Genomic DNA, 21,525 nt, shown 5'->3' with positions numbered 1-21,525 from the left:
GATTATTCTGTTATTAATCAGATAATCTATCTCTTTTTGGTTTAAAGTCGTTTATATAAAATCCAATGATACGGACAGGAGTAATAAAATGATTGTTTTACGTAACCTCCTTATCTCCCATTTGATTAGTTTAATGATTTTCTTCATCTCTCTTGCATATTTAATGATAGGGACTAAGGATACAATCGACTTTTATAGTTATGTTAGTTATTTCATCAGCAATATTCTACCTTATGTAGTCGTTTGGTCTTTACTGGCTACGGGAATTGAACGAAAGTTAGAAGATAAAGGGAAGAAGTTCTCCTTTTATGTGTATCTCAGCATGGGTATGGGGTTTTCTTTGATCCGGTATTATTATGCTCATGCGTTAAATGAACCTAAGTTAGATGATTTCAATCTCTTCGTTCTTTTCACTTTTATTAGCTATTGGTGGCTACAACAGCGGATAAAAAAACATATTTCGAATAAAGATTTAAAACTTTACATGATTAAATTACTGATCGCTATTCCAATCGGTCTTGTCACCTTCGGTCTTCCTTTTTATTTGTATCTACCTAATGAAAATGCGATTATTTTCATTCCAATGGTTAGTCTAATTCCTATGATCCTATTTGCCCCATTCGCTTGGATCATTGATTGGCGCCTGCAAAAGAAAACGAGATATCAACAAATATGGTTGCTTTTATTACATATCATAATAAGCTGCATCTATATCATCGTGCATTACTTATATGAAAAAATAAATCCAGTTCAAACTGACGAGCCGTTTCTGTTATGGACTTTTAATATTCCTAGTTACTTGGCGACAGGTGTTATTTTCTGGATATTGACCCTTTTGATTGGTCGAATTTCTTTTACCCACCGATAAATTAAATAGAAGGAGTGGAAACGAGTTTTATGGGGATGATTTCTGATCTAAATGAGCTGATGGTAAATGGAAACGTAGGACTTGTCGCTGTGCTATTCATGCTCAACATCATCATGATTCAAATACTCTACCGATATAAGCCCAATCAACCTGATCTCTGGTCGTATCCATTTTATATCAGTCTCGCTCTATACATCTTAATTATGATCATCATATTGCCAGAATGGGCGGGTCAAGAAGGAGATGCTATTTATCACACAATTGCTTTCTTTCATTATGTGATCGCTTTTATACTGCTATATATCTACTTATTTTTATTGAAGCTCGAATATAAGAATAGGCAAAAACATATCAATCATCAGCAATAACATAGAGAGAGGTGAAGATTCATCGTGTTTGTTTATGTTGGCGGAGCAGTTATGGTGATTGTCACTGATATCCTCATTGTGATGTTGCTTTATAAACAAAAGCCTGATAAACCAAGCTATTGGTTTTTTCCTCATTATGTTACGATGATTATTTTCTTTATTCTTCTGATGCTCGAATCTTATGAGTTCGGGAGATATAGCATGTTCTTTTATTTTTTGCGGGAATTCCTAGGAAATTTTATTTAAATAACATCATATCAATTCGAATCTATCAGACTCAATGATGTCTCCGACGGTCTATAGCTTCGTCTCAGACCTAAGGGACCGTCGGAAGTGGTAAAATGCCGAAATCTCAAGGGTTTGAGGCATTTGAGTAGCGGGGAATGTTCTTCATGATAGTGAAGAAATGTTATGATATACTGAGATCGTCGGAAAAAGCTTGTAAAGGGCTTGTGGTTTAAGGGGTTTGATGGTTGCAGTGTTTCAAAAGAAAGAGCCTTGTTTAAAGGATTGAAACAGTGTTGTTACATCCATTACAGCGATCTGGCTCCCTATCGCTGCGTTTCAAAAGAAAGAGCCTTGTTTAAAGGATTGAAACTCCGCAAACTATTTCCTACTGTAGGCAATAAGCAAAACAAAAAGCGAGTTGGACACTCAATCCAACTCACTTTTCATTTCTTTACTTGCTAAATAAAATTGTCAGAAATAATGATTGAACATAAAAACAATTTGTAGTGTAATAAAAATAGCACATGGTTTTCTTCCGTTCAATACCTCAGGGGCCAATGGAAGAAGTGCTAGTCCCCCCAATGGGGATGTACGGAATCCAGAGTTACTTCTGGAGCAAGGACATCGAAAAATCCAGGGAGATCGTATGAAGTTCATCGGGTACATCAGGAACAAATTCTCGCGCGGCGACACGATCATGTGCGCGTGTCCGTGCAACCACGATCCCAAGTGCGACGCGTGTAGATCCGGTCAGTGCTACTCGCTGCGTTAAGCTTTTGAGCTTCTTCCCATAAAAAACGCCCGGTACTCTAGTACCGGGCGTTTTACCTTTTAAATCCTACATTATACATATCAAAAGAATGAGAACATCCTTATGATTAATGACCATCTATCACAGGTGAATCTAAAAAAGCGAGCTCGTCTAGCTCGCCTCAGTTTGTAGACAAAGCTCTGTGATCGGCGGCTCGTGATCGTGGTTCCCGGCACGCTCCGACTCGGGCTTGCGAAGATGTGTGACTGCCGCGTTCTGGCAGCTTTCGCGGCCGGGCAAAACTCGCCTCCTCCGGCACTCGCCTGCGGAGACTCGAACAGTTTGCCCGTAAGGAAAATACCGCTTCAGCTACCATTCCGCTAAGTTGTGCCCGAAATGGAGCTTTGTCGTTCACCTCTCCACTCGCTCAGTTGCGTTTTTCTTCAGTCTGAAGCAGGCTCTTATTTATCTACGTTCATGACTGCAAATCGACCATATCCAACCGAGGTTTTTGCTCCAACGCCACCGTATTCAAGCGCATCTTTGAGCCAATTTAACACCTCAGTGATACATACTTCATTATTGTTCTGTTGTTTACGTGGCGCAATACTAAAGAGAAATGGTTGATGCTCAGCTACGGTTAGAAAAGGGATCGGAACGGGATTTTCCCAGCCGTTAGGATGTTGGGTTGTTGGATTTTGATAGTACTGGGTATAGTGAGGGGTGATGATGTCGACCTCACATTTAATGGGTTCTAGGGGAAGGGCATCAAAGAAGATGAGGCTTCCCACGCTTAGTTGGTTTGAAGTAGGTTCCGGTCCAAAGAGGCGCTGGATCACATCATGACTAGTATCTGTCCATTGTTGAGCCCAATCGCGAATGAGTCCTTTCACTGAAGTTCCTGGTAGATAGGGCGTTCCTAATGTATGGTGCCATGTAAAACCATTTTCAATGGGGTTTGAGTTGCCCATCCCTGTGATAAAGCGACTCGTTGTTTTGGTGTAGATGACTTGACCATTCAGGTTTTCAACGAGATCTAAATGGCGTTCGACAGTTTCTTGAATGAGCGCTTCATCTCCAGTTTTACCATCATGTTGATGGGTGATGGTTTCGATCCAGTTCTGTTTATTGTTTTTCCGCTTCCATTTATGATTCGGATCGGCTTCCCATGTATGGCAAAATTTATCAAACCACAGACCTGCATTGGCATTAGAACTGCGGATGTACTTGTTGAAGATTGCAGGATCAGCATATAACGGGATTTTTCCAAATAAATTATTCTCGCTCATCGTTTATACCACCTGTTATTTTCAGTTGGGCGACAGAGATTTTCGCATGCCATTTTAACCAAGCCATTGTTTCGGAGATGGCCTGCTGATATCTGATTCGATCATGGCTTACAATAGATTGTAATAAATCCTGTTCCTTCGTCGTTGGATAAGGAGCCAGTGGATCATGACGGCAAAGCCATGTTTGTAAATCTCTATATAGCCAATAATGGGGGTCGTCCGATTGGTCTTTGACAGCTGCTAACAGCTGAGCTAGTGCTTGTCCTAGACCATTCATCCGAATATCTGCTGGTAGACTAACAACATAACTGGCGTAGTCATCCGCTTTCTGCATCAACTCTGGATCACGAGTAATGTTTTTGCGAATGGCCATCACTTTCTCTAGGGAGTCTTTCGCTCGCTGTTGGTCAAGGGTTAGGTGATTCATCTTGTCACTCCTTTGTTGCATCGGCTGAGGTAATAAACCAGCCTTGTCCTAATGTTTCATTGCCGCCGACTTGGATGTAGGGTTTGGCATTGAGTGCCTCATATAGTTGGGTCCAAGCATGATCGTATCCGGGTTTCGCCATCACGAGTGAGTACATGATGGTATCAGGTGGTAATGTCTCTTCGAACCATAAGTTTTCGCTCGCTTTTGTCTCGTTATTTAATTGGTTACGTGCGCGAACCGGCAAACCAAATCGAGCAAAGTGGGCAAAGTCTTGATCATGAAGAATGACGAGTTGATCATCAAGACGATTAAGGACGAATTCATGAGCAATTAACTTTTTAAGCGTCGTGACCATCTCGTCAAATTCCATGTCATTTGCTTGTTTGCAGCTAAATGAGAACTCCTCTAGAAACATGGTTCCAGTAAAATTCTTCGTCAACGCCTCACCCTCTTGTGGCTCAGAAGAGAATGGAAATGTGGGTTTATCGATGAGTGAGCGATCTCGATTTAAGCGTTGAAGGAGATAAGGGCATGTGACCCAACGATAATGACCTGTTAAAGACCGAACAGGAAGTAGAATTAACCGAACATCGGAGAAGATGACCTGACCGGCTTCTGTATCTGGATTGCCGATCTCGCTTTTCGTTCCAAAGATGGTGTTTACATTCTGACTAAACTCTTGTTCCGCTTTCATCCTTAAAGCTCCTTTGAAGCTGGAGCTTGGAATCATGGGATATTGGGTTGTAGCCTCTCGTGCTACAGGCTGTTGGATCACATCATGCGACTGTCCGGTTCCTGGATGAATCGATGTTTCTGCTAACATACCTAAGATAAATCCTTTATTGCTGCTCATTTATGAAATCCTCCTGTTCGCTCCATGTTCCTACGACTAATTGACCTTGCCCCCATAACGATTTCGATCCGCATAATGTGCCATGCAGGGCTTCGATCTGTTTTTGTTCTGTATGTCTAGCTCGGAAAAACCATGTACTGCCACTGGGTAATAATGGCTTTAATGGACGAGATTGTTTGTTTTCCGAATCCCAACCCCCCGCTTGGACCAATTTTCCGATACTTGCGGAGATACACTCACCAGGAATCGGATGTTCAGTTTCTACTTGACCTGACTTGATGGCTTGATCGAGATTCTTAACATCGCTTGAATTAAGTAAAGACAGCGTATAGTAAATCCAACCATTTCCTGATGGATTCAGTTTGGGTAATGAAGGCAATGGGGTAGAGGTAGCTTGATGAATCGAGATCGAAGCAGCACGCCCTTCGCCTCCTAGTGAAATGATATCTGATTTGATGAATGTACAACCATCAGGTATGTTGTCAATATCGACTACGATTTCTAATTCTGTTGCGGGTCTCACCTGATAGATGCTATATAATTCTCCATCATTGGTTGTTCGAGTTGCCTGATCTCGACCAATTCCGACTCGTAATTCTTCTTGCCACAATTGATGAGGTCGAAATATCTGTTCTTGTGTAGGCACTTCTCCTGCTAAAACAGCTTCCATACCTTGACGGGTTAACCATGCTTGGAGGGGAGCTCCTCCTTTTTGTCCGGATGGTAATTGTGGCAGGCGAATTTGCGCACCTAAATCACAGTCAACCGGGAGACCAGGTGAAAGACGTACAAGAGGCGCATCCTCTCGATGGCTAAATAATACAGAGGGAGCCGGATATAGAATCTTGTTTTTATATCGTAAATAGGGACCCGTGATTTGAAGTTGACCGAGGTCTTTTGTCGAGCCCAGTTCATGAGGCCATTCTTTCCCCTTACGCCAGCCATGTCTCTTGGCAAGCGCCATTCGTACAGCGCCTTGCAAGGTCATAAATGTAGGGGGGAAATGACTGCGTGGTAACATCGCACCTGGTTCCCCGAGTTGAAAGGGGGTACCATCTCGAAAAAATAATGTATCGATGGCATGAAAAATCCATTGTTCACGCATGGATGTACGCTCCTTTCTGGGCTAAAAATGCTGCCACAAGCGCACCATCAGCTTTAAATGAATGATTGATAGTGGAATCCGGATTCCAGTTACGACAACAGACATTGACGAGAGAAGCCATTTGCTGTTCAATCTGATCGCGATTGATCTTGTTGTTCCAGCCGACAATTCGTATGTAATCGGCAACGAGCAGTTGGATAATGATTTCTTTGTTTTCTTGTGGATCTTCGGAAAACATGGGGCCATTTTCGTATAACTCACGCAGTTTATATAAAAAGCTGTTAGAAAGCAGTATCTCATTCGATTGAAGGTCAGCTGCTAATTGTTCTAAATGGGTTGGAGCAGATGGACGTGCTGGGTCATAAACCTCTTCCCAACGGGCTGACCAAATCAAATCTGGGCCTGACCCTTTCCATGTGCCAATCGCTAAGCTATCTCGACCGCTTTTTTCTTTCGCGATTCTATCGAGTAGGTAATGCCCATATTGAACAATATTTTGGAGCGGTGCCATTTTATGCGCATAGACAATGCCTGCAGAGATGGTCGATTGTAGTTGGCTTCCTGACTGTTGGAATGATTGAATATATTTCTCACGTAAATGAACGGCAGCAGGAATGGCTTGTGCAAGTGGAAATAGGGCCAGTACATCATCGCCCCCTGCATAGATGGTGACGCCATGAAAATCATTGATCTGTTTCGCGATTTGATCCGTAAACAAAGCAAGAGCTTCACTGATTTTTTTGCTCTGATTCGGTTCTTTGGATTTTGTTTGCAGTAGTTGCCCTAATCGATCACCGTCCATCATCAGTAGCGCATAGTAATCGGCAGGTTCACCCTTCATGACTTTGGTCAATTGCGTTAGCTCCATTTGTAATTTGCATTGTGCTTCGTTAGTTAAATGAGCGGTTTCCAGCGCAAATGATTCAGGATAAACGTATTTTCCATCAAGATTGGTAAAAGAGCGAAGGGATGGCTGTTGCTTTGTGATCGACTGAATGGCTGGAAAATGTTGACTGATGGAAACGGTTTGTAGTTGATGTTGTTTCGCTGCGCTTGCAAAGGTTTTGGCTGCGTGTGGATGTTCCTTCATCGCCCTCACCATCCATGGTAAAGCTGCTAAATATCCGGTGGACGGAAAGGAGATCGCTGAGCTAGGCCATTTCCACCCTAATGCTTTTTCTGATACGAGTGGATATAAGCGTTTAATGAGCCCGATCGCGCTAAGACGTTCATGATCGTTTAAATGAAACGCACCAATTTTCTCTCGTAAAGTCGTCCAAAAACGATCTTGTGCCCTTCGTTCACTGATACGGTGATAACCAGAAAGTTCTTGCAACTGGCTCATCAATAAACACTTATCTCTAGGTTCTTCTGGAGGGATGTGACTTCGCCAGTTTTTTCGCCGATCCAGCAGATTCGCGTCTTCACCCATCACCCATGTAATTTCCCAAAAGTCACGTACTTGACGTTCCCAGATTTTGACTGACTTCCTGCCTAGTTGAATGATATCTTGACTCAATGCGTAATCTTTCACTGCATTGGCAACTTTCCGCCAAGCCATTTCTACTGTTGCGATCACCGTTTGAGGGTCAAAATGGGCACTATCGATTTCCGCTATAAAGCGGTTTGGAATGGAACCAATCCATGGCTGTGTCTCGACAGGTTCATGGGTTACTGTTTTGTAAATAGCATCTAAAAGTGGATCAAGATGACCTTCATCATTTTGTACATAGGGAAAGCGGATTTGACCCCCTTGGCGAATGAGCTCCACCATGGCATGACCAGAAAGAAAAGATAATAAGAATGAGCTGGCTAACAGATCGCGCGTTCGTCGGGAGCGAGCAACAAAATCTTGCACAGGTCCGATCGTAAAGTGAAAAACTTTCCTCATAAATACAGCTCCTTGCGTTGTTTCCTAAATCCTTTTTCTTCTAGATGTTTCGTAAATCGGTCCAGTGCAATGCCAAAGTGAATGTTTTGTTTATCGGCTGGTGCATCTGGATTTTTCGTATTTTCCTTCACTACTTCAGGGAAGGGTGATGGAAGGATCATATAGATTGGATAAAATTTTTTATCGAGATGAATCACGCGCGATATCGCAGGCGAGGGCATTCTATCCCCATCGCGTTTGTTTGGGCGGTATGCAATATCTTTCTGTTCTACATTCATGGGTAATCCAAGCGCTAAGCGGTCTTTTTTAAAACGCTTACGAAATTGTTGAAGCGTATAAGCGCCTTTCTTAAGTGCTGCATTCCATGTGGTTTCACCTTTGGGTAAATAGAATGCTGCCTGATCATTGATGATGGTATGTCTTTCATTTTGAAATGCTGGAAACCATTGATTTAATATAGATAAACCGCGATAAAACGACTGGAACCAGTCTTTCGGTCTCTTTGCTCGGTGAGCAATGGGCAATTGGTTGATCATTTGTTGTGGAATGGGTAGATTGGTAACATGCCAATGCTCCAATGCGAGAGAGCCAAATCCTTTGCGATTCCGATAACCTAATCCACCGATATGACCCAAGAGCCAGATGCTAGCAAGTAAACCCTGCCAGTTGCGTAGTTGCTCTTCTTCCTTTCCTGACCGAAGGAGAAAGGAAAGCGTAAACGTTTGGTTTGCATGAAAGTACGCCCGTTTTTGCTTCTGTTCCTGATCGTGATCCTTATCCTTAGTAAAAAAGGTGAAGTAGCTAAGTCCAGCAAAGAGCCGATCTCGACCTTCCAAAATGGCACAATCCAATGATTGATTCATTCGTGATCGTAGTAAAAATCGCCCCTGACCTAAGTTTGAACGGGGTGAGCCAAACAACTCTTCTTCATATGTTTGTTGTGTGGCAGGGATGAATCGGTTGAAATTGCCGTTGATTGCCCGGTACCAAAAGCGTAACGCTCCTTTGATGGACGGGAGATGAAGTTCGGCTTTCGCCTGATCGGCACCAGATAGGAAGAGAGGGGTAGTTAGACGAAATGTGACTTGTAATTCATTCATGTTTGTCCTCCGAAAAAAGAATGGATCGACGTGAAACAGGCTGGTTTTTATTATATGCGTAAGCTAAAGAGAATAGATAACTCACTAGTGTAATGGGATGGTTAGCAAATGTATACCAGTGATAACTTATTAGTTTTTGTTTAACATCTTTTTGAAACCAATGATTCGGATCGTTATAAACGATATATGGGATTTCATATTTTCCATTGATGAGTAAATCGACAATCTTGGTTGCATCGGGAGTAGAGACATCATCCAGAAAACGATAGATCAAAATATCATAGTTCTCTGATTCTAACTTCGTTTTTAAGGAGACCAGATCAAATTCCATCGGTTCAATCTGATCAATCCCACGTTGACGAATGGACATTAACTCTTCTCGCTCCATTCGTTTCGTTTCTTCTTCAGGTGCGACCAGTAAAATTCGTGTAGACTTAAAAACAATTTCGTTGTTGATCATTTGTTTAAAAGTATTGAATTCCCAATCAAGTATCTTTTTAAATTCTTGTTCCGTTTTGGTTCTCATCTCCTGCAATTGAGTTTCAAAAGAAGTTTGAATCTCAATTTGCGCTTTTTTTAGCGCGCGTTCACTTTCTTCTTTGGATTGAGCTAGTTCTCTAGCAAGTTCCTCTTTCGTTTCTTTTTTGGATTGTCCAGCAAAATAAAAGAAACCCGCGCCTATAACTGTAAAAAGAAAAGTGATCATCGTAATAAATAGATTAAAGGTTGAGCTGAGATCGGTATTTTTTTGTTGCATGAAATCATTGTAGTTTTTGATTTCTTCTCGTATGTCTTTATATACTTCATCATTTGCTTTAAGCTGTTGGATGTCTTGTTTTAGCTCTTCTATTTGTTTTGTGGTTTCTTCTGCTGGTGCTGCAAAAGCAGAGTGGGGCATGAGCAAACTGAAAAGAAGGGTCATGAACAAAAGCATTCTTTGATATTTGTATATATACACAATCGGCTCCTTTGGTTTAAGTTATAGATAGATAGCAAATCATTTCTAATTATACATTGAATACTGTTTAGAATGAATATAATATTTTGTTTTATTAGAAATCGATTACGTGTAAAATCATATGTAACAGTAATCTCGAAAACAAAGCATAAAAATATATTGTAGGTGAGTAAATGTATCGACTCCAATTGCATATACGTGTAGGTCAAAATATCGTTCCACAAATTCAACCGGGTGTGATGACCAAACGATTTCACGCGTTTATATTTTCCGTTATTCAACGAATCGACCCCCAGTTTGCAGTAGATTTACATAATCGAAAAAAGCGTCAACTATTCTCATTTTTTATCGATGAGGATAGAATCCTGATCCATTCTCCCAACAAGCGAGTGATTCAGTGTTTACAACAAGGATTATTTGAAGTCGAGCGAATTGATTTAAGAGATTGGAAGGGAAGAATTCAGGAAATGCATTGTAAACAAATTCATGAATCCGATATCGAGGCTGCATTTTCTACCTATGTCACACTACATTTCCTTACGCCTACCACCTTTTGTCATGGTAAAATCTATTATCCGCTGCCCGAACTTTATCGTGTTTTCACAAGCGCCAATAAAGCCTATGAAATGGCTACTGATTTGATGGTTCCACCAGAGCAATTGCAAGCAATCGCTTACCGTATTCGTATTGACTATCTCAATCTCCAATCAAAGCAAGTAAATTTTGATTCATTTCGTATCAATGGCTTTACGGGCAAATTAGAATTAAGCCTCAAAACCCTCACAGATCAAGAACAACAACTTGCTTGGAAATTACTCGTTTATGGTTCACTCATGGGAATTGGCTATAAAACAGCATGGGGAATGGGTCAGACTCGCATAGAACCATTTGAGCAAAAACATTTTTCTAATAGTAGGTAGTTTGCTTGTAAAACCCAAGTCATGTGTGGTTGATGTAGAATTATTATAGTAGAATAAGGAGTAGGAAAATGCGAGTAGATCCCTAGTGGATCAGAGTTCGCCAATCGGCGCTTGTTCAATGGAAAGAGCTTTTGCTTAAAGGATTAAAACGGTTTGTCAAATGCTGATAGATCAACGTTAGATCAGTTTCAAAAGAAAGAACCTTCTAAGCTAGACAAGAATTCCTAAGGTATATAGTCTGGTAAGTATGAAATTCCGAATATGTATCGGTTGAGACTTGCACAAATCTGAATCTATCCCTTTGAACAAAAGCAATTTTCCGACGGTCTATAGCTTCGTCTCAGACCTGGAGGTCCGTCGAAAAAGGCGTAACGCAGGAATCCCAAGGGTTTGAAGCGTATAATTAACAGAGGATGTTCTTTATGATAGTGAAGAAATGTTATAATATACTGAGACTGTCGGAAAAAGCATGTACAGGGCATGTGATTCAATGGATTTGCTGGTCGCGTTTCAAAAGAAAGAGCTTTGTTAAAAGGATTGAAACGATAATAGATTCACTCATTTTCAAGATAATCGTCTCCTTTGGTTTCAAAAGAAAGAGCTTTGTTAAAAGGATTGAAACTTGAGCGCAACAGGAAACGCTTTATCATCCAACTCGGTTTCAAAAGAAAGAGCTTTGTTAAAAGGATTGAAACTTAGCACCTGATTTCTTCACTGCTATATCAGCAGTGTTTCAAAAGAAAGAACCTTGTTTAAAGGATTGAAACTAACGACTCATAATAGTCAATAACTTCTTGCCACCAAGTTTCAAAAGAAAGAACCTTCTAAGCAAGACAAGGATTCCTAAAGTGTATAGTCTAATAAATGTGAATGTCCGAATAAGTATTGGTTACGACTTGGCACAAATCCAAATCTACCCCTTTGAACGACAGCCCTTTTCCGACGGTCTATAGCTTCGTCTCAGACCTGGGAGATCGTCGGAAAAGGTGTAACGCAGGAATCCCAAGGGTTTGATGCGTATGAGTAATAGAGGATGTTCTTTATGATAGTGAAGAAATGTTATAATATACTGAGATCGTCGGAAAAAGCATGTAAAGGGAATGTGATTCAATGGATTTGCTGGTCGCGGTTTCAAAAGAAAGAGCCTTGCTAAAAGGATTGAAACCAAAAATTTATCAAAGAGACAAATGACCTGATCAATGTTTCAAAAGAAAGAGCCTTGCTAAAAGGATTGAAACTGGGGAAATGAAGATGGTGAAATTTGCTGGGAAGAGGTTTCAAAAGAAAGAGCCTTGTTTAAAGGATTGAAATTAACGAGATTTAGTTTAATATCTCTAAAGAATTCGTTTCAAAATTTAAACGATCCAATTTTTGTTTCAAAAGAGAGAACCTTGTTCAAAGGATTGAAAACGGTGCGCCGATGGCTGAAGCTGGAAGTACAAACGCCCTAGTGGGCAATAAAAAACAAAAAGCGAGTTTGGACTCTCAATCCAACTTGCTTTTCTACCTCTCCATTTACGAACAAATTGAAATGTATCGCGTTTTCCCTGTTTCTACTCATTCCCTCATATTCTTAAACTCTTGATACATTGCCGCTTATGGATGGCTGTTCTTTTGTGGATCGGTTTTAGAACCTTTTGGCGAAAGGTTGTATGATGGGTTTTCGATGGAGAGTGGATAACATAGAATAATGGTCAAGATAGAACTGTACATAATCAGATTGGCTGGATTAATTTGTAAAAAAACGCGAACCTCTTGCTCCGGCGAAACCCCAGGGGGTTCGCGCTTTAGATGTATCAAGGGTTTTAGCGATTATTGAGGAAATGATTGGAGGCATTAACTGATGAAAAATGGGGTTCACGATTTAGGACTTCCCAACGCAGAAACCACATATATTGAGTTCGCATGCCGTTGCAACTAGAATAACCTTTAGATAAGGATTGAAACCTGAGAGATTCGATTTGCTCCTTAGAATACTTGCGTTGCAGCTAGAATAACCTTTAGATAAGGATTGAAACATCGTGGTCGAAAGACATCTTTACTCGTAATGATGGGGTAGCAGGTTCGAATCCTGTTGTCAGCACCAGCTAGAACCCTTATATATCAGGGGTTTTTGTGTTTTTAGGGAAAGTATTAAGGAGGGAAAACGAGTAAACTTCTAACATTTTTCTAACCTTTAGTAGACTAAAGGACAGCTTTTTGTTGCAATTAGGGTAATACATGACTGTTGCAGCATTAGAGTAGCATGTGTTTGTCTGATGTCATGGAATCCTCATATTAGGTAATCTAATTTTTTTAATGATACGTTTAAACGATCGTAAGAAATTCTTGGACTCACAGGTGTCCCTAATGATGTTGCAATAATTAAATTTCGATCTTTGTAGCAGAGCATCCAAAAATTGTATCCGAACGACTTGGACACACTGACACACGAATCACAATGGATATTTACATTTTGGAGGGGGTTACTTGTTAGAAGGGTCTTTCTACCTTCTTGTTTGAGCTTCTCATTTTCTTGAATCCTCTTGTGCTTCTTTAAAACTGCGATTGTCGTTACAGGTAAAGTGATTGATCGTTTACTTCCCGCTGTTTTTGACTCTTGTAAAATGGGTTTGTTATCAACCCATACTAAAGTTCTTCGAATGTAATTTTTTTGTTTCAAAGTCTAAATCACTTCTCGCAAGATGGAATGAAAGTATCTGACAGTTTGTGGTGATAATCCTCCTGTATCATCTATACGACCATTTTCAAGGTTTTCATTGTAAAATCTTTGTATGTGTACATCTTGGAGCTTTTGTAGTGTGTACTTACCTAAACTAGGCACTTGAATTAATCTTGAGTAATTTTCGAATGAAGTAGGTTTTAAAGAATTTCGTCCATAGTCTTCCAGCCATCGTTTGAGAAATTCTTTGAGAATTGTTTTTTGCGGTTAATAAATGTACCTTGTTCTAGCTCATGGATCTTTTGGACCATGGCTCTCTAAATAAATTAAAAACGCTATGGATTTCATATTTTGAATATTATAAAATAATCATTGACACCAATTATTAATATAGGAGGAAAATAGTAATTGAAACAAACAGAAGATGATGAAGAGGGACAGCTTCCTGCGGGAGAAAATGAAAGAAAACATAAAGATACATATAGAAATGAAGAAATAGAAAGACGTACCAATGAGATACGCCTGAAAAATATGATCATAAGACTATCTAAAAAGTATGGTGTTCCTGTCACGGGTGATTTAGGAGAATTGCTAGAGTCGCTGCACCAAAAAAAGATTATCACACATAAGCAACTTGTAGCATTTTATGAGGATAAAATTGAGTAATCTGTAGGAAGCTGCTTTATTAATCGTCATCTGCTAACAAAAACTCAATATATTTCAATGCATTTTCAAGTTTTTTACCAGAGAGCTCACGCCCATTTAGCGTGAGTTTTTCTATATCAGCAAGGTCATACCTCAGTTCCTTGCCTTGCAAGTAACCAACAGTTACTCCGTAAAATTCTGCAAACAGTTTGATGTACTTTTTTGGATATCGAAGTCCCTTCTCATATGGTCCATAGGACCCTCTGGATAATGTTTTTTTTAGTTTCTCTTTCATTTTTCTATTAAATATTTCTACAAATTCTTCTTGTGTCAAATCCATCTCGTTCCGTAAAGTTCTCAGATTTTCCCCGACCTTTTTCTTATACCTGTCATCGTCCGATGTGGACATAAGCATCCTCCATTTTCTCAAATTGTTTCTAATTAGTCTATATTATATCTTCTGGTGTTACATTTTACAATGTTTTGGTTATTTATGTTACTATTTGATACATTTGATTTCTCTGATTTTTATTGACATTCAAAGTTTTATAGAGTTATAATCCTTTTGTATGTTACATTTTGTTCGTTTTATGTTGCTGAATGTTTCATTGGAGTAGATGGTAAATAGCCCATAGACTGAAGTTGTTTCCAGGGAAAATGGGAGAATCGGTTTTTAGGTAGTTCAAAGTACACATTACGTACTTTTCGAGTTTGGCTACACGAGATTCAGTTATAACATGTCCAAGGTTGGGGTAACTTGATTGGATCTTTGTAACGAATTACTGAATGAAATGTTATGCAAAGTTCTCGTACAGATAACAATGACTATGGAGAGTGATTACATGAGCAATTTAGATCAAATGGTGCTGGAGAGATTAATAGAAATCATTGAATTAATGAAGGAAATCAAATCGGATCATTTAAAAAAACCTTTAGTTCTAAAAACGAGTGAAGCAGCTGCTGAGATGAGAATTAGCTTGCCAACGCTACGAGACCATTTTTTAGTTCGTCCTGACTTTCCTAAAGTAAGAGCTGGGACGAAATACTTGATTCCATATGATGCCCTATACCAATGGTTAAATCAACATCCTGAATTTTTAAAAATGAAATAAGAGATTATTTAAACATAAAAGCAAAACAAACAATGTGCGCCATAGTGACTGAATTGGAGATTGGAGACTGATGAAAAATTAGCATAATAAATTGTTAATATTTTTCGGATTTAATCTGCCTACTGTTGTAAGCCGATAGAAAGGAAATGAAATCAGATGTCACCTTTTAAACCAATAAAAAGAGCTAATTTTTTAAAAGATGATTTCACTAAGCAACTAAATGATTTGGAATATGAAATGAAGTTGCTACTCCCTTTTTTGGGTGCCGAAATGTATAAGTTAGAACGTCAAATCAGAAGTGTATTGAAAGCGATTGATTGCATAAAAGGGGGATTTTTCAGAATTTGAGATTTATTCGATTTATAGAAAGCGGTGATTTCATGAAGGTCATTATAGATATTCCGAATGAAGCGGTTGAAATGTTGAAAGATATGGCAACTGCTCTCCAAACGATAGCTAAAACAATTACTGTGGAACAATCTAAGCAGGAAGAAAAAACATTCTCCTTGGAGGAAGTTCGTGCAAAACTCATTGATCTCTCGCGTAAGGGCAAGCGGGAGGAGGTCAAAGGACTCATAAAGCAATTTGACGTACAAAGGTTGACAGATGTTCCGAAAACTTTTCTTTCGGAATTAATGAGAAAAGCGGAGGAGATTGATGAATAGGAAACATTCCCTACTATCTGCATCTAATGCGCATCGTTGGCTGAAATACACGCCAAGTGCATAACTGGAACAATCATTACTCAACAAGACAAGTTCTTATGCATCAGAAGGGATACTGGCATACCAATTGGCTGAGCAATGGTTGAATTATCATTTGAAACACGATTCAAAGTCTCCAGAGGGACCAACGGAGATGATGAAGTATGTTGGGACATATGTAAAGGAAGTTCTTGAAAAACGCGGGGAAATCTATATCGAACGACGTCTTGATTATAGTCCATGGGTTCCTGGAGGATTTGGAACGAGCGATGCGGTGATTCTTACAGACTCCACAATTGAGATCATGGATTTGAAATATGAAAAAGGTTCTGTGTCTGCAATGAACAATCCGCAACTTCGATTATATGGTTTGGGCGCTGTTCATAAGTTTGGAAGGGATTTTAAGAAGATTCGGATGACGATTGTTCAACCCCGGTTGAACAATCGTCATCCGAAGTACTGACTATTGATGAACTCTGTCAATGGGGAGAATCGATTTGTCCCATTGTACAAAAAGCATTTCAAGATAAAGGTGAGTATAAAGCAGGTAGTCATTGTTGTTTTTGTAGGCTTGATGGGCATGTCAGAATCGAAGATTGGCACAAGCAAAATATGAATTTAAGGAGAAATGAAAAGATGAAACAAGAAACCAAAGTGATTACAGGGAAGGTACGATTCGCTTATCCGAATGTATTTCGACCTTATGCAGTTGAGGGACAAGAACCCAAGTATAGTATTTGCTTATTGATTCCAAAATCTGACCAGGAGACAATAGCACGAATTGAACAAGCGATTGAGGCTGCGAAAGAAGTCGCGCGAAATCGTTATGGAGGCAAACTTCCTTCCAACTTAAAAACACCTTTGAGAGATGGAGATGAGGAAAAGCCGGATTATCCAGCATTTCAAGGACATTATTTTTTAAACGCTAGTAGTAAATATCGACCCGGGATTGTTGATCAAGACTTGACCCCTTTACTTGATACTACGGAATTTCATGCAGGTTGTTACGGTCGAGCGAGCATTAATTTTTATCCATATAATGTCTCTGGGAATCAGGGGATTGCTGCTGGATTGAACAATTTGCAAAAGTTATCAGAAGGAGATTCTCTAGACGGACGGTCACGAGCGGAAGATGAATTTGCTGATGATGTATGGGGAGGCAATGACTTTCTAGAATAAAAGTTCAAAGGGATGTGTTGGTGCATCCCTTGATTCTTAATAGAAGAGAGGGGAGAAGATTGCAAGTTTTGAGCATTGATATTGAAACCTATAGCAGCTTTGATCTAAGGCAGTGTGGAGTCCATCGATATGTCGAGACAGAAGACTTTGAGATCTTACTATTCGCTTATGCCGTGGATGATGCACCCATACAAATCGTCGATCTGGCTCAAGGTGAATTGATACCAGCACCGATCTTGGAAGCACTAACGAATCCCAATGTGATCAAAACAGCCTTTAACGCAGCATTTGAACGAACATGTATTGCGAAATTCTTCGATCTTCCCATGCCACCGGAACAATGGCGTTGCACACAAGCTCATGCACTCATGCTTGGATTGCCGAGAAGTTTAAAAGAAGTGGCAAGTGTCTTTTATCTTGAAAAAGATCCACGAGGTCAAAGTTTGATCCGTTATTTCTCGATCCCTTGTAAGCCGACGAAAGCCAATGGAGGGCGAACACGAAACCATCCTCATCATGATTTATCAAAATGGGAATCGTTTAAAGAATATTGTAAACAGGATGTAGCAGTAGAACGTGACATTCGTAGGAAACTCGAACGATATCCCATGCCGGAGAATGAACAATCTCTTTGGGTGATTGATCAGCGAATCAATGATCAAGGGATTCGATTGGATCGAAAATTGGTGGAGAGTGCTATTCAATTTGACGCCCAGACACAAGACCGATTAGAAGATGAAGCAAAACGTTTGACGGGATTGGAAAATCCAAATAGTTTGATCCAACTGAAACAGTGGTTAAAAGATCAGAAAGTCAATATAGATCACTTAACAAAAAAGAATGTACCTGAGTGGATTGAGAAAACAGATGGAACAGTGCAACGAATGCTACAAATCCGCCAAGCACTCTCCAAAACAAGTATCAAAAAATATCAAGCGATGAATCGTGTAATGGGTATAGATGACCGAGCACGAGGTCTGTTTCAATTTTATGGAGCAAATCGAACTGGAAGATGGGCAGGTCGTTTAATTCAGGTTCAGAATTTGCCAAGAAATAAAATCTCTGATCTTAATCTTGCTCGTGAGCTTCTGTTGGAAGATGCGTACGAGGATATAGAACTACTATATGGCAGCCCATCAGAGGTGCTTTCCCAGTTAGTTCGAACAGCATTTGTAGCTTCCCCAGGAAATCGATTGCTTGTATCTGATTTTAGCGCCATTGAGGCTAGAGTAATTGCCTGGTTAGCGGGTGAACAATGGAGACTGGATGTATTTAAAACGCATGGAAAGATTTACGAAGCCTCGGCGAGCCAAATGTTCCGTGTTCCAATCGAATCCATTACAAAAGGTAGTGAGCTAAGGCAGAAAGGGAAAGTAGCAGAGTTGGCACTCGGGTATCAAGGGAGCGTAGGTGCGCTAAAACAAATGGGTGCTTTAGAGATGGGACTAAGCGAAGAAGAATTGTTCGAATTGGTTTCTCGTTGGAGAAAAGCCAATTTACGTATTGTTCAGTTTTGGCGTGACGTAGAGAATGCAGCATTGAGAGCTATAAAAGAAGTGACCACGGTATCGCTGCCAAAGGGGCTCGCTTTTCAGTATGAACCAGGTATGCTTTTTCTTCGGTTACCTTCAGGTCGGAGATTAGCATATGTTCGACCGTGCGTGGATAAGGACGATCAATTAAACAAAGATTTCCTTACCTACAAAATTGGTAGTCAAAGAGAAAAAACATACGGAGGTAAATTAGTGGAGAATATCGTGCAAGCTGTGGCTCGTGATTGTTTAGCAGAATCCATGCTTCGATTAGATCAGGCTGGATACAACATGGTCATGCATGTCCATGATGAGATTGTAGCAGATCAGGCACATGGATCAATAAAAGAAATGTCTGCAATTATGTCAGAACCCATTCCTTGGGCTCCAGGTTTACCACTCGCAGCAGAAGGATTCATGTCGGCTTATTACAAGAAGGAGTGATCAGAGATTGGAGAAGTTGCAACTACAACACGATGGAGCCATCACCATTGCGGTCGGACAGAATCGCAAAGAAACCCAATGGAAAAATCGTGGGTTCTCCTGGACTGGATTTCTTTCACGAATATCTAAAGTACATCGAACTTCTGAGACTTTCTTAGAATACAAGACATTACCTAAACGAAAAAGAGACGAGATCAAAGATGTAGGTGGGTTTGTAGGAGGTACAATTCAAACAGGGCGTAGAAAAGCCGAAAATGTTCGATGGCGATCCATCATAACGTTGGATGCGGACTATGCGAACCATGTTCCATCATTGAAAGTTTTACATTACGCTGCGGCTTTGTATACCACACATTCTCATCATCCTGATAAACCAAGATTTCGGATAGTTATTCCCTTACAACGCCCAGTTACCCCTGAAGAATATCCAGTCGTGGCACGGCGAATTGCTGCTGATATAGATATCGAGTGGTTCGACGATACGACATTTGAACCGCATCGTATGATGTATTGGCCCAGTGCTTCTGAGGACGGAGAATATACTTTCATGTATCAGGATTGTGAATGGATGAACCCAGATGAGATACTAGCTGAATACCAAGATTGGAAAGACGCAGCACAATGGCCTGTATCATCAAGAGAAATGAAATCTATCAAACGAAAAGCCAAGAAGCAAGGCGATCCCTTACAGAAATCAGGAATCATTGGGGCTTTTTGTCGGACTTATACCGTATCGGAAGTCATTGATAAGTTTTTACCAGAAATATATGAAAAAGTGAATGAAGAGCGATATACGTATCAGAGTGGTTCCACAACAGGTGGGTTGGTCATTTATGATGATACATTTGCCTACTCACATCACGCTACTGATCCTATTAGTGGAAAGCTGGTAAACGCCTTTGATCTGGTACGGTTGCATCTATATTTTGAACTAGATGTGGACGCAGAGCCGGATACACCTGTATCTAAGCTACCCTCCTATAAAGCCATGCAAGAGTTGGCAGCAGGAGATGACCAGGTCAAAGAGACATTGGGGATTGAGCAAATTGGTCTGGCAAAAGAAGATTTTGAAGATACTCAATGGATAAAGGAATTAGAAAGACATCCAAAAAGCGGTATACTCTTGGTTACGTTTCGGAACTTTGAGTTGATTCTTGAAAATGACCCAACTTTAAAAAATGCATTTGCCTACGATGAGTTTAATCATCGTCCATTTGTTAGAAAAATACTTCCTTGGAAAGCAAAAGAAGGCCCTTTTGACAATATGGATGATGCAGCATTGAGAGGACATATTGAAAACAAATATGGCATTCGACATAAAGAACGTTTAACCGATGCATTAATGATGGTTTCTCGTAGGCATGCATTCCATCCCATTAAAGATTATCTAGAAACTTTAAAATGGGATGGGATTCCGCGATTAGAGAGCATATTTATAGAGTATTTAGGAGTTGAAGATCATGTACATACGCGTAAGTTAACCATAAAAGCGTTAGTGGCTGCGATAAAGAGAATCTATGAGCCAGGAGCTAAATTTGATGAGATGATTGTATTCAAGGGAAAACAGGGACGTGGAAAGAGCATGATGATCGCTCGACTTTCAAAAGGATGGTATACTGATTCGCTTGATTCCTTAAATGGAAAAGAGGCCTATGAGTCACTACAAGGTAGCTGGTTGGTCGAATTAGCTGAACTTTCAGCGATTAAAAGAGCGGCAGATATTGAACAAGTGAAGAAGTTTCTGTCCAAGACAATGGATCGATATCGTCCTCCATACGCACGAATGATCGAAGAATATCCAAGGCAGTGCATTTTCTTCGGTTCAACAAATACCCATGAATTTCTCAGTGACCGAACCGGTAACCGACGCTTCTGGCCCTTTCGTTGTGAAGATGAGCCAAAAAGAAGATGGCATCAGTTAACCGATGATGAAATCGATCAAGTTTGGGCAGAGGCTTTAGTTTACTATCATGAAGGATTTGCTACCCATCTTGATCCTGAAGTAGATGCTGATACATTAGCTTGGCTTGAAAATGAACAACATGAACATACTGAAGAAAATTCGTTGTCTGGGATGATTGAAGAATTTTTAGAAAAACCACTACCGCTCGACTGGAATCAGCGGGACATATCAAGTCGAAGAGCTTTTTTAAATGAGGATTTCGGCAGTTCTGCTATTGAAGTACTTCCACGCAAAAAGGTTTGCGTCATGGAAGTATGGACCGAGTTACTTGGAAGAGACCCATCCCTAATTGATAAACGGTTTTCAAGAGAGGTGGGGTCCATTATCGAGAACCTTCCTGGATGGAAAAGGTCAAAGAGATTGAGCTTTAAACATTATGGTCAACAAAGAGCGTTTGTTAGACAAAAGGAAAATAGCAGCTAGACAATACCGAAAAACTTTGTCTAGGTAGCTTCTATTATTTTATCTACTTTGTCTATATAATACTACTCTTTTGTCTAGGGATATATGTATTGATATATAA

The 21,525-nt window shown here is 40.1% G+C and carries 19 protein-coding genes and 1 pseudogene; 11 read left to right on the top strand and 9 right to left on the bottom strand.

The window, feature by feature from the left end:
* Window positions 1-88: 88 nt before the first annotated feature.
* A complete protein-coding gene (locus BUB71_RS15015) occupies window positions 89-868 on the top strand; it encodes a hypothetical protein (protein WP_073156456.1) in 780 nt (259 codons plus the stop codon).
* A 29-nt stretch (window positions 869-897) separates the two neighbouring features.
* Complete coding sequence (locus BUB71_RS15010) at window positions 898-1,236, top strand: hypothetical protein (RefSeq protein WP_073156452.1); 339 nt, start codon at window positions 898-900, stop codon at window positions 1,234-1,236.
* 1,440 nt (window positions 1,237-2,676) lie between these two features.
* Here BUB71_RS15010 and cmr6 read toward each other — a convergent pair.
* Genes cmr6 through BUB71_RS14970 form a run of 7 tightly spaced genes read right to left on the bottom strand, consistent with a single transcriptional unit; the run spans window position 2,677 to window position 9,805 of the window.
* Window positions 2,677-3,504, bottom strand: a complete 828-nt coding sequence (cmr6, locus tag BUB71_RS15000; protein WP_073156446.1) for a type III-B CRISPR module RAMP protein Cmr6 — start codon at window positions 3,502-3,504, stop codon at window positions 2,677-2,679.
* Complete coding sequence (locus tag BUB71_RS14995) at window positions 3,491-3,931, bottom strand: type III-B CRISPR module-associated protein Cmr5 (RefSeq protein WP_073156442.1); 441 nt, start codon at window positions 3,929-3,931, stop codon at window positions 3,491-3,493. The genes cmr6 and BUB71_RS14995 overlap by 14 nt, the downstream gene beginning before the upstream one ends.
* Window positions 3,932-3,935: 4 nt before the next feature.
* The gene (cmr4, locus tag BUB71_RS14990) at window positions 3,936-4,787 is read right to left on the bottom strand and encodes a type III-B CRISPR module RAMP protein Cmr4 (RefSeq protein WP_073156438.1); all 852 of its coding nucleotides are present in this window, start codon (window positions 4,785-4,787) and stop codon (window positions 3,936-3,938) included.
* Window positions 4,774-5,892, bottom strand: coding sequence for a type III-B CRISPR module-associated Cmr3 family protein (locus BUB71_RS14985; protein WP_073156433.1), 1,119 nt, complete (start codon window positions 5,890-5,892; stop codon window positions 4,774-4,776). The genes cmr4 and BUB71_RS14985 overlap by 14 nt, the downstream gene beginning before the upstream one ends.
* A complete protein-coding gene (gene cas10, locus BUB71_RS14980; RefSeq protein WP_073156428.1) occupies window positions 5,885-7,783 on the bottom strand; it encodes a type III-B CRISPR-associated protein Cas10/Cmr2 in 1,899 nt (632 codons plus the stop codon). Before cas10 ends, BUB71_RS14985 begins: the two co-directional genes overlap by 8 nt.
* Complete coding sequence (cmr1, locus tag BUB71_RS14975; protein WP_073156425.1) at window positions 7,780-8,883, bottom strand: type III-B CRISPR module RAMP protein Cmr1; 1,104 nt, start codon at window positions 8,881-8,883, stop codon at window positions 7,780-7,782. Before cmr1 ends, cas10 begins: the two co-directional genes overlap by 4 nt.
* Window positions 8,876-9,805: a hypothetical protein gene (locus BUB71_RS14970; protein ID WP_139279139.1), complete on the bottom strand. Its 930-nt coding sequence runs from the start codon at window positions 9,803-9,805 to the stop codon at window positions 8,876-8,878. Before BUB71_RS14970 ends, cmr1 begins: the two co-directional genes overlap by 8 nt.
* A gap of 209 nt (window positions 9,806-10,014) precedes the next feature.
* Between BUB71_RS14970 and cas6 the strand changes: the two genes are divergently transcribed.
* Window positions 10,015-10,761, top strand: coding sequence for a CRISPR system precrRNA processing endoribonuclease RAMP protein Cas6 (gene cas6 / locus BUB71_RS14965; RefSeq protein ID WP_073156418.1), 747 nt, complete (start codon window positions 10,015-10,017; stop codon window positions 10,759-10,761).
* Between the two features lie 2,665 nt (window positions 10,762-13,426).
* On the opposite strand, the gene BUB71_RS20365 is transcribed toward cas6, so the two are convergent.
* On the bottom strand, window positions 13,427-13,678 hold the full coding sequence (locus tag BUB71_RS20365) for an N-terminal phage integrase SAM-like domain-containing protein (RefSeq protein WP_084731642.1): 252 nt from the start codon (window positions 13,676-13,678) through the stop codon (window positions 13,427-13,429).
* A 153-nt stretch (window positions 13,679-13,831) separates the two neighbouring features.
* Here BUB71_RS20365 and BUB71_RS14950 point away from each other — a divergent pair, with 153 nt between their 5' ends.
* Window positions 13,832-14,089 (top strand): hypothetical protein, encoded by a 258-nt coding sequence (locus tag BUB71_RS14950; RefSeq protein ID WP_073156412.1) that lies wholly within the window; start codon window positions 13,832-13,834, stop codon window positions 14,087-14,089.
* A 19-nt stretch (window positions 14,090-14,108) separates the two neighbouring features.
* Here the strand turns inward: BUB71_RS14950 and BUB71_RS14945 are convergent, their stop codons facing one another.
* Window positions 14,109-14,402: a hypothetical protein gene (locus BUB71_RS14945; protein WP_139279138.1), complete on the bottom strand. Its 294-nt coding sequence runs from the start codon at window positions 14,400-14,402 to the stop codon at window positions 14,109-14,111.
* Window positions 14,403-14,910: 508 nt separating this feature from the next.
* Here BUB71_RS14945 and BUB71_RS14940 point away from each other — a divergent pair.
* The 7 genes and pseudogenes from BUB71_RS14940 (at window position 14,911) to BUB71_RS14910 (ending at window position 21,425) form a co-directional block, all read left to right on the top strand.
* Window positions 14,911-15,180, top strand: a complete 270-nt coding sequence (locus BUB71_RS14940; RefSeq protein ID WP_073156406.1) for a MerR family transcriptional regulator — start codon at window positions 14,911-14,913, stop codon at window positions 15,178-15,180.
* A gap of 156 nt (window positions 15,181-15,336) precedes the next feature.
* On the top strand, window positions 15,337-15,528 hold the full coding sequence (locus tag BUB71_RS14935) for a hypothetical protein (RefSeq protein ID WP_073156403.1): 192 nt from the start codon (window positions 15,337-15,339) through the stop codon (window positions 15,526-15,528).
* A gap of 32 nt (window positions 15,529-15,560) precedes the next feature.
* The gene (locus BUB71_RS14930) at window positions 15,561-15,845 is read left to right on the top strand and encodes a hypothetical protein (protein WP_139279136.1); all 285 of its coding nucleotides are present in this window, start codon (window positions 15,561-15,563) and stop codon (window positions 15,843-15,845) included.
* Between the two features lie 64 nt (window positions 15,846-15,909).
* Window positions 15,910-16,457, top strand: a pseudogene (locus BUB71_RS14925) (DUF2800 domain-containing protein); the annotation flags it as partial.
* A gap of 63 nt (window positions 16,458-16,520) precedes the next feature.
* Complete coding sequence (locus tag BUB71_RS14920) at window positions 16,521-17,063, top strand: DUF2815 family protein (RefSeq protein ID WP_175552393.1); 543 nt, start codon at window positions 16,521-16,523, stop codon at window positions 17,061-17,063.
* A 59-nt stretch (window positions 17,064-17,122) separates the two neighbouring features.
* The gene (locus BUB71_RS14915) at window positions 17,123-19,039 is read left to right on the top strand and encodes a DNA polymerase (protein ID WP_073156391.1); all 1,917 of its coding nucleotides are present in this window, start codon (window positions 17,123-17,125) and stop codon (window positions 19,037-19,039) included.
* 7 nt (window positions 19,040-19,046) lie between these two features.
* Window positions 19,047-21,425: a virulence-associated E family protein gene (locus tag BUB71_RS14910; protein WP_073156388.1), complete on the top strand. Its 2,379-nt coding sequence runs from the start codon at window positions 19,047-19,049 to the stop codon at window positions 21,423-21,425.
* Window positions 21,426-21,525: the final 100 nt, after the last annotated feature.

This window comes from Seinonella peptonophila, assembly GCF_900129355.1.
GTDB classification, from domain to species: domain Bacteria; phylum Bacillota; class Bacilli; order Thermoactinomycetales; family Thermoactinomycetaceae; genus Seinonella; species Seinonella peptonophila.
Note: the sequence above shows the minus strand (reverse complement) of the source record. Positions and strands in the feature narration are given on the sequence as shown.